13 protein-coding genes and 1 pseudogene are annotated in these 12,766 nt (G+C 31.5%); 2 read left to right on the top strand and 12 right to left on the bottom strand.

Features of this window, described 5'->3' with window-relative positions; all coding sequences use genetic code 11:
* The first annotated feature begins 1,065 nt into the window (after positions 1-1,065).
* On the top strand, positions 1,066-1,263 hold the full coding sequence (locus FNW21_RS13825) for a hypothetical protein (protein WP_144257344.1): 198 nt from the start codon (positions 1,066-1,068) through the stop codon (positions 1,261-1,263).
* Between the two features lie 49 nt (positions 1,264-1,312).
* On the opposite strand, the pseudogene FNW21_RS16445 reads toward FNW21_RS13825, so the two are convergent.
* Positions 1,313-1,678: pseudogene (locus FNW21_RS16445) on the bottom strand (restriction endonuclease); the annotation flags it as partial.
* A gap of 12 nt (positions 1,679-1,690) precedes the next feature.
* Positions 1,691-2,131, bottom strand: a complete 441-nt coding sequence (locus FNW21_RS16440; RefSeq protein WP_221932064.1) for a winged helix-turn-helix domain-containing protein — start codon at positions 2,129-2,131, stop codon at positions 1,691-1,693.
* Between the two features lie 46 nt (positions 2,132-2,177).
* On the opposite strand from FNW21_RS16440, the gene FNW21_RS13815 reads away from it, so the two are divergent.
* Positions 2,178-2,384, top strand: a complete 207-nt coding sequence (locus FNW21_RS13815) for a hypothetical protein (RefSeq protein WP_144257343.1) — start codon at positions 2,178-2,180, stop codon at positions 2,382-2,384.
* A gap of 11 nt (positions 2,385-2,395) precedes the next feature.
* On the opposite strand, the gene FNW21_RS16585 is transcribed toward FNW21_RS13815, so the two are convergent.
* The 10 genes from FNW21_RS16585 to FNW21_RS13785 form a co-directional block, all read right to left on the bottom strand.
* Positions 2,396-3,067, bottom strand: a complete 672-nt coding sequence (locus tag FNW21_RS16585; protein WP_235889642.1) for a hypothetical protein — start codon at positions 3,065-3,067, stop codon at positions 2,396-2,398.
* Entirely contained in the window at positions 3,054-4,076 is a 1,023-nt protein-coding gene (locus tag FNW21_RS16580) for a DNA cytosine methyltransferase (protein ID WP_235889641.1), read from the bottom strand. Before FNW21_RS16580 ends, FNW21_RS16585 begins: the two co-directional genes overlap by 14 nt.
* Complete coding sequence (locus tag FNW21_RS16575) at positions 4,027-4,596, bottom strand: DNA cytosine methyltransferase (RefSeq protein ID WP_235889640.1); 570 nt, start codon at positions 4,594-4,596, stop codon at positions 4,027-4,029. Before FNW21_RS16575 ends, FNW21_RS16580 begins: the two co-directional genes overlap by 50 nt.
* 245 nt (positions 4,597-4,841) lie before the next feature.
* Complete coding sequence (locus FNW21_RS13805) at positions 4,842-7,109, bottom strand: aconitate hydratase (RefSeq protein WP_144257342.1); 2,268 nt, start codon at positions 7,107-7,109, stop codon at positions 4,842-4,844.
* Between the two features lie 174 nt (positions 7,110-7,283).
* Positions 7,284-8,852, bottom strand: a complete 1,569-nt coding sequence (locus FNW21_RS13800; RefSeq protein WP_144257341.1) for a DndE family protein — start codon at positions 8,850-8,852, stop codon at positions 7,284-7,286.
* Positions 8,842-10,008 carry a hypothetical protein gene (locus FNW21_RS16570; protein WP_235889639.1) on the bottom strand — a complete coding sequence of 389 codons (1,167 nt, stop codon included), beginning with the start codon at positions 10,006-10,008 and terminating at the stop codon, positions 8,842-8,844. The genes FNW21_RS13800 and FNW21_RS16570 overlap by 11 nt, the downstream gene beginning before the upstream one ends.
* Before the next feature lie 165 nt (positions 10,009-10,173).
* Complete coding sequence (locus FNW21_RS16565) at positions 10,174-11,052, bottom strand: HNH endonuclease (RefSeq protein WP_235889638.1); 879 nt, start codon at positions 11,050-11,052, stop codon at positions 10,174-10,176.
* Positions 11,052-12,089 (bottom strand): DNA phosphorothioation system sulfurtransferase DndC, encoded by a 1,038-nt coding sequence (gene dndC, locus FNW21_RS13790; protein WP_144257340.1) that lies wholly within the window; start codon positions 12,087-12,089, stop codon positions 11,052-11,054. Before dndC ends, FNW21_RS16565 begins: the two co-directional genes overlap by 1 nt.
* A 17-nt stretch (positions 12,090-12,106) precedes the next feature.
* Positions 12,107-12,262, bottom strand: a complete 156-nt coding sequence (locus FNW21_RS16370) for a hypothetical protein (RefSeq protein WP_185963937.1) — start codon at positions 12,260-12,262, stop codon at positions 12,107-12,109.
* A 32-nt stretch (positions 12,263-12,294) separates the two neighbouring features.
* Positions 12,295-12,576 (bottom strand): PIN domain-containing protein, encoded by a 282-nt coding sequence (locus FNW21_RS13785; protein WP_144257339.1) that lies wholly within the window; start codon positions 12,574-12,576, stop codon positions 12,295-12,297.
* Positions 12,577-12,766: the final 190 nt, after the last annotated feature.

The raw sequence follows: 12,766 nt of genomic DNA, 5'->3' as shown, positions 1-12,766 counted from the left end.
ATAAAAACGGATTTTTATTGTGTTTAGCTGTTCTTGTTGTTGAAGTAAAATGGACACAGATGAAACGGATTGCTAGGGCAAAACGCAGATGAAGACGGATTTTTTATTACGTTTAGCTGTTCTTGTTGTTGAAGTAAAATGGACACAGATGAAACGGATTGCTAGGGCAAAACGCAGATAAAAACGGATTTTTTATTGCGTTTAGCTGTTCTTTTTGTTGGTGGAAAAATGGACACAGATGAAACGGATTGCTAGGGCAAAACGCAGATAAAAACGGATTTTTTATTGCGTTTAGCTGTTCTTGTTGTTGAAGTAAAATGGACACAGATGAAACGGATTGCTGGGGCAAAACGCAGATAAAAACGGATTTTTTATTGTGTTTAGCTGTTCTTGTTGTTGAAGGAAAATAGACACAGATGAAACGGATTGCTAGGGCAAAACGCAGATGAAGACGGATTTTTTATTGTCTTTAGCTGTTCTTGTTATTAAAGGAAAAATGAGACTAAAATCTATTTTGGAATACTGGTTTATTGGTGCAAGCAGGCAATGGCATTAGGTTAAGGAGAAAATTATAAAATCAGCACGCAGATTTAGCAGATTCGGCAGATTTTTTCCTCTTTTTTCTGCGTAAATCTGCGAAATCTATATGAAAATAAAAAAAGCAATTTCTTAACTTAATGACATTGTACGTGCGGGACACATCGCACTAGCACACTTTTTACTGATACTGGAACTTGGGAAATTATTATTTTAAAAAAAAGACTGTATTTATGGTTTTACGTAAGGTTGTTGTTTTAAAAGGCTTTAGTTTTGAAAAATGAACTAAAACTTAATACCTTTTTATCAGTATTTTCGGTATTAAGTTATATATTTGAAAATCAATTATTAGTGAAAGTGATTTTATTTTGAGGATAATGAGATTGATTGATTAGAATTATAAATAAGTTGCAGACAGTCCTAAAAGAACAGCAAAAAAGAAAACTATTGCTAGAATTTAATTGTTATTGTAAGTTGACAATCAAAACTAAATTTTACGATATTTACCAAAATTAAGATTTAACAAAAATGCATAATACAGTCCCAGAACAATTAAGAAAATTAGCAATTGAAAATGTTTTTAGCACACCTACTTATAAAAAATGTTGGGAAATTTGGCAACCAGAAATCATAAGACTTTTAGGGAATAACTATTCTGAAAATGAAATTTTGAATTTGAGAGACCATCTTTCAGATATATTCAAGTCAACAGGAGGTGGCAAGTAGAATTATCTGCAAGCGGAACAGCATGGGAATCTTTGGTTTGTTGAATTAATTATACATTTTTTTCAAAATTTGTAAACCAATCCGCATCTACTTTAACAGATTCTTTTAATTCAACTTTCAATCCTAGGTTTAACTCTTTTAATTTTTCGGCAAGTTTTTCTCCATCCATCAAATCAATAGCTGGAGCACCATCTCGGGTAGCTTCCAATATTGCATCTCTTGTAAAAGATGCTGTAGTAATAAATAATCCTTTGTCAGTCCGACCCACCATTGCCCCTCTAAAATCTCTAATATCTTTTGCTCCAACTTTAGATTTAGCTTGATATTTTTTACATTGAAAAATAATGTGAAAACTTAAAATTCCATTAATTTTTGCAATTCCTCTGCCATCAATTCCACCATCGCCAGTCCTACCAGTTACTTCAACTTATGTAAAGCCCTTTTCTCTCAAAACTCTTTGAATTAATCTTTCAAAAGCTGATGGAGATAAATTTTCCGTAATTACATTTATAACTCTTTCTTTCCAGTCTTCATCATTATTTACTTCTTGATTAGTCAAATTTTCTAATTGCTTATCCCATTTAACTTTTATTGATGTAAAATCACCACTTGAACTTATAGACCATACACCTCTTTGTGAATTTTCTAAAAGTCCTTGATTTTTAAGCATTGTTCTAACCCAAGCCATTTGATATTCAAACTCTGTTTGGTTGGTATCTTTATGCATTATTCCTAACAAATCATCTGATACTTTTAAAACTTCAATTACTTTTGAGTTAATCTCATCATTTGTACCTGAACCACCTAATTCTTGAATTGCTTGTAAAACGGGTTTAAAAAAATATTCTCTTTTTGGAAATTCCGCCATAAAATTGTTTTGAAATTCTTAATTTTGTTATCAAACTTAAAATAAAATGAAAAAAACAAATGTATTAATTCTTTTTGGAGAAAACGAAGTTAGACAATATGAAAATACAAATAAATTAGATGGTCTAATTGAAAATATATCAAAATTTAAATTTGATACCGAAAACGAAAAAAAATCTTTTTTACTTGGATTGAGAACTGGAATTGGATGGCAAGAATTTATTATAATAGAAGAATTATTGAATGTTTTTTAAAATTGAAAGAGCTATTGCTCATGCAAATAAAGCTGGCGTCGAATCTGAAACCATTTCCATCTGACTATTTTAAATTCCCATTTTTGGTTTTTTTCAAATTCACGTTTTCCTTGAAAAACAAATGAATCGTCGAACGATTGAAGTCTTACCATTCCATTCACAATCAATACTATAGAATTTGAATAATGCATGTAATCGTCTGCAATAGTCATGATTGTAGAACTTTGTCCTTCAGGTTTTAATACGGTATAACTTCTTTTATCAGATTCTAAACCAATTTCTTTAAGATTTGCTTTTGGAGATTCATAATTTCCAGATTTTAAAATGACATCTAATCTTTTAATGACATCTTCATTTTGCTTACTCGTTTTATGATTTTGCAATGGAGCAACCAAGTGGGTTAATGCGTTTTGAAGTTCTTCAAAATTTCTCACATAAAAAGGATTCTTTGCATTTATAAATCGACTGTTTAACCTTCCTTTTTTTGACCATTCAGAATAGCTTAATCCCTCATTTTCATTGGGCTTACCGTCAATATTCCTTTTCTGAATTAATGCTTTCATTTTTTCAGTAGAACCATTGTACTGTGTTTTTAAATCTATTTTTTCATAATTAAATTTTTCATCATCATTTCTAACAAAATCTAAATCATAAATAGCTTCAAAAACATTAACTTTTTTCACTGTGTCTTACCGTAGCAGGAATATCATTTATTAGTTTTTGGTCTTTTCTGCACCCAATGAACAAAACTCTTTTGCGATTTTGAGGAACCCCATAGTTTGATGCTAATGCTACAAAGGGTTGTTCAATATTATAAAGTCTAATTTTGGATAAAATAGTTTCAAATTCTTTCTCTTTATTTGCCTTTGCGACAAAAGAACTTAATCCTTTTACGCATTCATCAAACGAGTAATCAAAAATTTCAAGTGCAGAAATTATTTGTTGTACATCATCCAAAAAAGCTGGATTTGGTTTTAAATTATTGAAAGCGGTGTGAATTTTTTCAATGATTGTTTCAGATTCAATTGAAGTTAAAAAGGAATCAAAATCATCCGCAAAAAAATCATTATCTAAATTAGAAAATGCTTTTTCATTAATAACTCTTTTTCTAATGTATTCCAATTCTTTAACACGTTTCAAAAGATTGAAAACGTGACGAATAGTACTAATTTTTTTATCCGTTTTACTTGTTTTGTAATCAACAATTTTCGGGGTCAATAATCTAAATTTATTCTCTAAATTATTGATATAACTATTTTTCAGTGAATCTAATTCTTTGTCTGTAGTTTTCTCAAATTGCAAACGTAAATTATAACATTCCAAAATAAACGAATTTTCAATTTCTGTTTTTTTGAGTTGAGCAACAAAAAAAATCAATAGATTAAATTCTTTTAAATCAACTATTGATCTAATTTCTTGAAGAATCATTTCTTTGATCTTGCCTTGTTCTTTTGTCAAAATTCCTTTGACATTTTCCATTACAAAATATTTTGGACGTAATTGTCTTATAACTTTTAGGAAGTGAGCAAATAAATCAACTTTCTTGTCAAACTTTTTTCTTTTACCAGCCAAACTAAAACTTTGGCAAGGAGGTCCGCCACAAACAATATCAACTTCTTTCTGACCTATTTTTTTTAAGAAATTATCTAAAAAAATCGGGTTCTGTAATATCTTGACGAAGAAATTCAGCATCTAAACCAAGTTGGTAATAGTATCTAGCCAAGTGTGTCAACTCACAATTTTCATTGATATCACTTGCCAATCTAAAATCATAATATTTATTTCCATATTCAGCTTGAAGAAACCCTTCGCTAAAACCACCAGCCCCAGCAAACAAATCAACAAAAGTAATTTTAGATTTTGTTTCATATTCTGCCGGAGGTTCAGAAACTATATTTAAGCCCGTATTTTCTCTTCTACTACTAATCAATGTACTTAATTTTTCTTTAATTTTTTTGTCTGTAAAATTAGTATGCAATTCAGTATCAAAATATTTCTCAACTTCTTTCTTAAGAAAGTTGAGGAATTTATTGATTGATTTATATGATTCATCCGAGTTTTCAACTAATTGATTCTCGATATCCCAATCATCCTTCAATATCTTTTCTCCTGTTGCAACTTTGACTTTTGAATTTTTTGAATGCAAAACAAGATGAATAGGATATCTGTTACTTTTATCAGCTTTATCAAGGTAGAATTTTACATTTATCATCTTACGGACGTTTTTACGGATACGGACAAAATTTAAATACACAAGAAAAAAAAGATTTATTTAAAAAAAAATATAAATTAAGACTAGTAGATTCGAAACAGATAAAATAGCAGCCTGTAAAAGGTACTAAACGTATTTTAGCATTTAGCTTAATGTGAGTTGGTTCCGTTAGGAATCCCCATACAATAGCCAAAAAAAACGCCCCAGTTTCCTGAAGCGTTTTTATAAAAAAAAATTAAAATTACTTATACGTTCGCTTCGGCGGCAATTAAATTCAAGGCTGAACCCGCCACGAACCAACCAATCTGACTGGCATTATACGTATGATTTGCCAAAATACTATCTTTTGAACCATCGGCGTGAACGAATTCTAATGTTAATGGTTTTCCGGGTGCAAAAGCAACCAAATCGATAAAATTGATGGTGTCGTCTTCTTGAATTTTGTCGTAATCGGTTTCGGTGGCAAAGGTAAGCCCCAGCATTCCTTGTTTTTTCAAATTCGTTTCGTGAATACGCGCAAATGATTTTACCAAAACGGCTTTCACACCCAAGAAACGAGGCTCCATGGCAGCGTGTTCCCGAGAAGAACCTTCGCCATAATTGTGGTCGCCCACAACAACCGAAGCAATTCCCGCTGCTTTGTAGGCACGTGCCACCGCAGGAACGGTGTCAAAATCCCCTGTTAATTGGTTTTTCACTTTGTTAGTCGCTTGTCCAAAAGCGTTTACTGCCCCAATCAACATATTGTTCGAAATGTTATCCAAATGCCCACGGAAACGCAACCAAGGTCCCGCCATAGAAATATGATCGGTGGTGCATTTTCCGAAAGCTTTGATCAATAATTTGGCTCCCAAAATATTTTTTCCGTCCCAAGCTTCGAAAGGTGCTAACAATTGCAAGCGATCCGAGGTTTCGCTTACCACAATTTGCACTCCCGAACCATCGACTGCGGGTGCTTGGAAACCATTGTCTTCCACTGCGAAACCTCTTTTGGGCAATTCATCGCCAAAAGGAGCGGTCAATCTCACTTCCTCCCCATTGTCGTTAATCAAAGTATCCGTAATGGGATTAAAATCCAAACGGCCTGCAATGGCTAGTGCCGCTACCATTTCGGGCGAAGTTACAAAGGCGTGGGTGTTTGGGTTTCCATCGGCACGTTTAGAGAAGTTTCTATTGAACGAGTGTACGATGGTGTTTTTTTCTTGCTTGTCTGCTCCTGCTCTGTCCCATTGTCCGATGCAAGGGCCGCAAGCATTGGTAAATACTTTGGTTCCCATTTTTTCGAAAGTGGCAATAATTCCATCTCTTTCGATGGTATAACGTATTTGTTCCGAACCCGGATTGATTCCAAACTCCGCTTTTGGGCTAATTCCTAATGCAACCGCTTGGTTTACGATAGAGGCCGCACGCGCCATATCTTCGTAGGAAGAGTTGGTACAAGAACCGATTAATCCCCATTCCACTTTTATTGGCCAACCGTTTGCGGCAGCTTCTTCTTTCATTTTAGAGACTGGCGTTCCTCTATCTGGCGTAAAGGGCCCGTTGATTTGTGGTTCTAATTCGGATAAATTAATTTCTATGAGTTGATCGAAATACCTTTCGGGATTAGCATACACTTCGGGATCGGCAGTTAAGTATGAAGCTACTTTATCGGCAGCGTCAACCACATCTTGGCGACCCGTTGCCGAAAGGTATCTTCGCATCGATTCGTCATAACCAAAAGTAGAGGTAGTCGCACCAATTTCGGCTCCCATATTACAAATAGTTCCTTTTCCTGTACACGACATCGAGGTTGCGCCTTCGCCAAAATATTCGACAATAGCTCCAGTTCCCCCTTTTACGGTAAGAATATCAGCTACTTTTAGAATGACATCTTTGGGAGCTGTCCAACCCGATAGTTTTCCAGTCAATTTTACCCCTATTAATTTTGGAAACTTCAATTCCCACGACATTCCCGACATGACATCCACGGCATCGGCACCACCCACACCAATGGCGAGCATTCCCAATCCACCCGCATTTACGGTATGCGAATCGGTACCAATCATCAACCCTCCGGGAAAAGCGTAGTTCTCTAAAACGATTTGGTGGATAATTCCTGAACCGGGTTTCCAAAAACCAATTCCATATTTATCCGAAACCGAAGACAGAAAATCGAAAACCTCTTTGGATTGCGTATTGGCCACAGCCAAATCTTTTTCGGCTCCATTTTTTGCCAAAATCAAGTGATCGCAGTGCACGGTTGTTGGTACCGCAACTGTTTTTTTGCCAGCATGCATAAATTGCAACAACGCCATTTGAGCCGTGGCATCCTGACACGCCACTCGATCTGGGGCAAAGTCAACATAATCTACTCCTCTTGTATAGGTTTGAAGAGGTTGCCCTTCCCAAAGGTGGCTGTACAAAATTTTCTCGGTCAATGTTAGCGGACGTCCAACTAGTTCCCGTGCTTTGTCTACACGACTTGTCATGTTGGCGTACACTTTTTCGATCATTTTAATATCAAATGCCATAATTTATTTATTTATTTTGTTATCTATATTTAATTATCACAAGTTACAAAAAAATAGAGTGCAAAAAAAAGCCTGAATCATTAGAATCAGGCTTTTGAATATAAAATACTAGATCAATTCTAAACACTAGAATAAACTTACAAAAAAACTTTTTCGAATACTTTTTTCTATTTACTAATATTTTACGAACTGATTCAGTTTTATTAATTCTCCTTTGCTAAATTCTTTCATATTAGAAACTGCTTGTCCTTTTTCGATTTTCTCCAAACTCCTTGCAGTTGATATTCCTTCTTTTTCGGTAAATCCTAAAAATTTATTTATTGATTTTAGATTAGATTTATCTTTAATATCAAGTAAAAATGTTCTCTCACAATTGCTTGAAAAGTCATAACCTGGTTGATTATATTCTTCTATTCCTTGTGAAAGTAAAATAATTGCAACCCCTTTTGAACGTATTTCTCTTAAAAGTTTGTCTAATATTGGTTGGTATTTTTTCTCTTTAAAAATCACGTGTGCTTCGTCAATTAGCATTACATATCTAATTCCTGCAAAACCATTTTCTATAGGCGTATTTTCCATATTCATAAACGTATTATAAATGTAATTTATGATAAGAAATAAAGATGTAAAACGAACTGAATCAGATAAATCTCCTGACAATGAAAGATAAATATTAGAATTTAAAAAAGAACCGCCTTTTTGTTTTGTTTCAAAAACATCAAACCTACTTAAATCCTCAATGATAGCAGTTAAAGTATCTTGTTTTTCATAAATCTCTAACAGGTTTTCATTGATTTGTGCAAAACTTGGAAACTCATTTGGCTTTAAGTTTGTAAATGCTTCATTTGTTGCATCACGCAATGCTCTTTTTTGATTTTGTCCTAGATTTGAATATTTACAAATAATTTCAACAAATTTATCAATTCCCATTTGTTTGTTTTTCTCATTTATACTGTCGATAAATGAAATTGGATTAACTGGAAATTTTGTGTTGGGAGCATCAATAAATGTTGCTTTTGTTTTGTCAAAAAATGGTTGAAAGGTTTTTAAATCGTCATCTTTTAAACCTTTAAAATCTAAATAGATAAAGTTTACTAAATTGTTAGATTCTTTAGTAATTTGATTTAATAATTCTAAAGCAAACTGCGTTTTTCCTGTGCCTGATGCTCCTGCAACAGCAATATGGAAATTATTGTACTGCTTTGTATTATTAAATCCAAAATTAATTTCTTCGTTAGTTTTAAGAGTTCTACCAACTTTTAAATTAATAGATTCTTGAAAATATGTTTTCTCAATATTTTGACTATTATTTTTTACAGCATCATAGTTAACTGAAACTGTTTCGAGATATGAAATACCTTTATCTAAATGTTCTATTAAAAAATCAAAAAAAGTATAATTGTTGCTGTTTTCAAAAATAGCATCCATTAATTCCAAACCGTGATCAATATGTAATTTTACATATTTTGGAATAGCTTCATTTGTCTTGTAAATACCATATCGTTGACAAATTAATGCAATGTAAAAATTTGGGTATTTATCGTCAAACAGTGTTCTATCTTTATATTCTTTTCCTTTTGAATCGTAGATGTTAAATTCAGAGTTTGCAAATTTTCTTCCATTTTGTAAAGAATAACCAAGAGCAATTCTTGCAATTACATTTTCGCTACTACTCGCTATTTTGTTTGTTAAACGAGTAACAACTTCTTTATTTTTTTCAGAAGTTTTTATATTAATTTGCATATAATTCGTTGTATGTGTTAATGAAATTGTCTGGTTGCGTTTCTTTAAATTCAGAAGCGTCAATAGTTAAGTTGTGAATTAAAAATGTCTTACTAATTTTTGGTTTCAATAAAGCAAATTCTTTTTCAGACAATTCTTTGTGAAACAAAGGAAACAAAACAACTTGTTTTGAAACATTTGGATAAAATTCTTTAATAACATTTTCAGCGTGGTCTTTATCGAATTTTTGCAATGGACTATCAATAAAAACTGGAAAATCAATATCAGATTCGTCAACTAATGCTTTTAATAATGCAGAAGCATACATTTGTCTTTCGCCCATTGATAAAGAACCTTTATCAATTTTTTCTCCACGAGAATTGAAAAGATTAATATTTACATCGTCGCCTGCTTGACTAATTTCTACTGTTATTTTATTAATAAAGTTCTTTTTGTGTAACAAAATGTTTAGTTCTTTCAACATTCGTTCTTCTAAAGACTTCTTTTTTTCTTCTTTGAAAGATTTTATAAAAATTTTCAAATAGCTTATTATCTCGTGTGCTTTTTGGTCTTTTTCACTATAACTTCTTGATTCGTCAATTTTCTTTCTTAAATCTTCTTGTCTTTGTTTTAGAGTTTTTATTGTGTTTTTTAAATCGTGAATTTTGATTTTAGAAAATTCCACATCGCTTTCAATTGATGTAACTCTTTTATCCAATCGTTCTTTTTCACTTCTTAAATTTGAAACATATTCATCTTCTGAATCTTTTTCAGCATCTCTAATTTTTCTTCTTTTAGAATCTAAAGTATTTTTTGTTTTTGAATATTCACTATAAATCCTTGTGTAAACATCTTTAAAAGTGTGCTTTAAGTTATTGATTAAATGATTTAATTCGTTTGTTTCAGCATCTTGGAAATCATGTAGCATTTCAAAGTTATTCGGTAAATCTTGAATTTCGCTAAAAAAATATTTCTTTACAAGTCTTGTAATTTGTTCTTCATAAAAGTTTCTAATATCTTTTGGAATTATTGCTGGAAAATCCTTTTTCTCTTTTTCTAAATCGTCAAGTATATTATTTGTTTTTTCAATAACATTATCTTGAACGTATTTATTATTTCTAAAATCAGATTCCGCTTTTAGTTGGTTTGAAGTTTCCATTAAAACTTCGCCTGCCAAACCAAAAGGAATTAAATCAAATAAATCTTTTAAATCAACTTGTAAGTTTTCAATTTTAGAATTTAATTCTTGAAAAAGTTAAAAGTTAAAACGTTTTCTATGTTGCGCTAAATTTTCAAAAGATGGATGATGAATTGTATTTTGAGGAAGTTGTATTTTTTGATTTTAAAATTGTGAAAGATTTAATGTAGAGTTTAAATTTTCAACAAAATTTTTCTTGACTAAAACTGTGTAATCGTCTGAAATTGATATTATTCCTCTGTCAAATGCTCGATGAAGATTTGGACAAAGTGCAATTCCGTTTATTAAAGTATCATCATATATTTCTGAAAAAGGAACGATATGACAAGCATCAATCATTGAAATATTTGAAATAGCATCAATTCTTAAACCTGAAATTGCACAAGAATTGTTATAAATTTTGGGAATTTCTCTTTTAAAAATTCCACTTCTTATAAAAACTTCTTCTTGAAAAGCGTTCTCATCGATAGTTTTTCTTAATTGAATAATTTTTCTTTGATAAACTTCTGAACTTTCTTGTAGAATTAAAATCGATGGTAAATCGTCATCATTATTATTTGAACCAAAATTTGACTTTGTTTCGGGAAAATAATTATCCAAAATTGATAATTTCAAAATAGTTCTATTTTCTGAAATCAATAAGATTTGAAATAATTCGATATCAATTAACGCAAATTGAACTGCAATTGTAAGATTTGTAAAATTTCGCATTGAACCTTTCGATTCAATCCATTTCTCACATCCTAAATTTGGAATTAATTTCCAAAATGGTTCGGAATTCAGATGATAAAATGGTAATGCAAATATTGGATGATGATTTGAATTAACCAATTTTGTCCAATTTGTTTTAAACGAAGCAACGAGTTCTGGAATTATATTTATTTCATTATTATGAAAAAAATCTTTTTCAAATAAATTGATAAGACTTAATAATAAAATCGGTTTATGTGGTGCACCACCATTTTTATTATCTCGTTTTAAACTTGTAAAACAATGAACATAATATGATAAATCTTTGATCATTAAGCTGCGATTAATTCAATATGCGGTTTTGTAATTTGAACTTCCTTTTGAGTTTCTAACAATCTTCTCAAAACATCAGCTCTGTAAATAGGTGTATAGCTACCCATTTGGTTTATTGCTTCTGTTTTATTTCGTCTTGTTGGTAATCTGTTTTCAATTAGATTTCGTTCTTCGGCTAATTCATTTCTAAATTTCAACAAAGGACTTAACCAAGTCAAACCATTGTTAATCAAAGCTGTCATTGATTTGTCTTCTTTCACAACAGTACAAACCCAACAACCAAATCTACTTTGCCCACAAGATTTATGCTCTTTGTTTGTTACAACAGTTGGACATTCGTAATCGTCTGCACTTGCATCAGAATAAATTTTAAAAAGTTCTGCATTATCTGCACCCCAAGGCGATTCCATTGTATTTATGATGTACCAAACTTCTTCCAAATCCAAATTTCGGATCGGTGCATACATAAATGTATTTGGTTGGGTTGGATGTTTGGTTAATCGCTTTCCTTTTATTTCGTGCTTTTTCATAGATTTTGCTCTACTTGCACTTTCTTTTTTTCGTGTTCCGATTAAAATTACAGCTTCGCCAAATTCATCAACTTGTTCTAACATAAGTCGTGATGTTGGTTTAATTTTTAATCTTTCAGTACACCAACGAAAAGCATTATTTGGAGCAGGATAACCTTTTCCAATTAGATTAACCCAAAAAGAATCTTCTAATCTTGGTATTGTTTTCTTGATATAAATTGGAATATCTTGTTTTACTGCTGCGAATTCAATTTTGTCTAAAACTCTGTAAACATATTCGGTTATTACAGGATTTTCAACCATTGTATCGTTGCAAACCACATAAATATCACGTCTAACAATTCCTGTAAGTTGCTTGATTTGTTCAACAGCTTTCCACACCAACTGTAACATTACAGTTGAATCTTTTCCACCACTAAAACCGATTATCCAAGGTCTATTAGTCTCATCTGCATATAAATACTGGTCAATTATTTCATCGACAATACTTTGTATAAATTTCGCCATTATTTGTTTTTAAGCTTTTATTTTGTTGCTAATTTTACACGTCTTTCTTCGTAATATTTTTTTAATTCGTTAAAATTCATATCTTTAATTTCGATACTTATTTGGTCACGAACTTCACGCATAAACTTCACAGCTTTAAAACCTTTGATTGCTTTTTCTTTAGTTTTACTCATCTCTTTATATTTTAATTTTGGTAATCGTGAATCTATTCGATTTCATAATTTATGATTTCTTTTGGTGAACGAATATCTATTGTTGAATATCCTAACTTTAAATTTACAGCATTGTAACCTCTTATTCTCATTACGTTTACGATATGTTTAAAATTCCAACTGACCAAAATATCGGCATTATGGATTGTTGCTAAAGCAATGTGAAAACAATCTTCACGACTTGTTTTGCCAACAACATTTTCAGTAATGTAAGTATCTCCTAACGTTACAGCTTCCTCGGTTAATTCAATTCTCGTTTTATTTTCGTTAGGCATTAAGTTTAATAATTCTCTTACTTTTTTTGGTGCATTTATTAATTCATCTTCTGTTACATTTGAATAAAAAACGTGAAATTCATTATTTAAAATACTATCAAATAAGATTTTTGTGGTTCTTCGCCTAAATTAGTGGAAAGTTATAAAAAGGTTTAATTTTAGGGTATGGAATTAGACGGATTAGGGATTT

Origin of the sequence: Flavobacterium restrictum, assembly GCF_007097245.1 — a bacterium.
GTDB classification, from domain to species: domain Bacteria; phylum Bacteroidota; class Bacteroidia; order Flavobacteriales; family Flavobacteriaceae; genus Flavobacterium; species Flavobacterium restrictum.
Note: the sequence above shows the minus strand (reverse complement) of the source record. Positions and strands in the feature narration are given on the sequence as shown.

What these genes read in the sequence shown, in the direction of transcription:
- FNW21_RS13825 (WP_144257344.1), top strand. Translation starts at nt 1,066, where the DNA reads ATGCATAATACAGTCCCAGAACAATTAAGAAAATTAGCAATTGAAAAT.
- FNW21_RS16440 (WP_221932064.1), bottom strand. Translation starts at nt 2,131, where the DNA reads ATGGCGGAATTTCCAAAAAGAGAATATTTTTTTAAACCCGTTTTACAA.
- FNW21_RS13815 (WP_144257343.1), top strand. Translation starts at nt 2,178, where the DNA reads ATGAAAAAAACAAATGTATTAATTCTTTTTGGAGAAAACGAAGTTAGA.
- FNW21_RS16580 (WP_235889641.1), bottom strand. Translation starts at nt 4,076, where the DNA reads ATGCTGAATTTCTTCGTCAAGATATTACAGAACCCGATTTTTTTAGAT.
- FNW21_RS16575 (WP_235889640.1), bottom strand. Translation starts at nt 4,596, where the DNA reads ATGATAAATGTAAAATTCTACCTTGATAAAGCTGATAAAAGTAACAGA.
- FNW21_RS13805 (WP_144257342.1), bottom strand. Translation starts at nt 7,109, where the DNA reads ATGGCATTTGATATTAAAATGATCGAAAAAGTGTACGCCAACATGACA.
- FNW21_RS13800 (WP_144257341.1), bottom strand. Translation starts at nt 8,852, where the DNA reads ATGCAAATTAATATAAAAACTTCTGAAAAAAATAAAGAAGTTGTTACT.
- FNW21_RS16565 (WP_235889638.1), bottom strand. Translation starts at nt 11,052, where the DNA reads ATGATCAAAGATTTATCATATTATGTTCATTGTTTTACAAGTTTAAAA.
- dndC (WP_144257340.1), bottom strand. Translation starts at nt 12,089, where the DNA reads ATGGCGAAATTTATACAAAGTATTGTCGATGAAATAATTGACCAGTAT.
- FNW21_RS16370 (WP_185963937.1), bottom strand. Translation starts at nt 12,262, where the DNA reads ATGAGTAAAACTAAAGAAAAAGCAATCAAAGGTTTTAAAGCTGTGAAG.
- FNW21_RS13785 (WP_144257339.1), bottom strand. Translation starts at nt 12,576, where the DNA reads ATGCCTAACGAAAATAAAACGAGAATTGAATTAACCGAGGAAGCTGTA.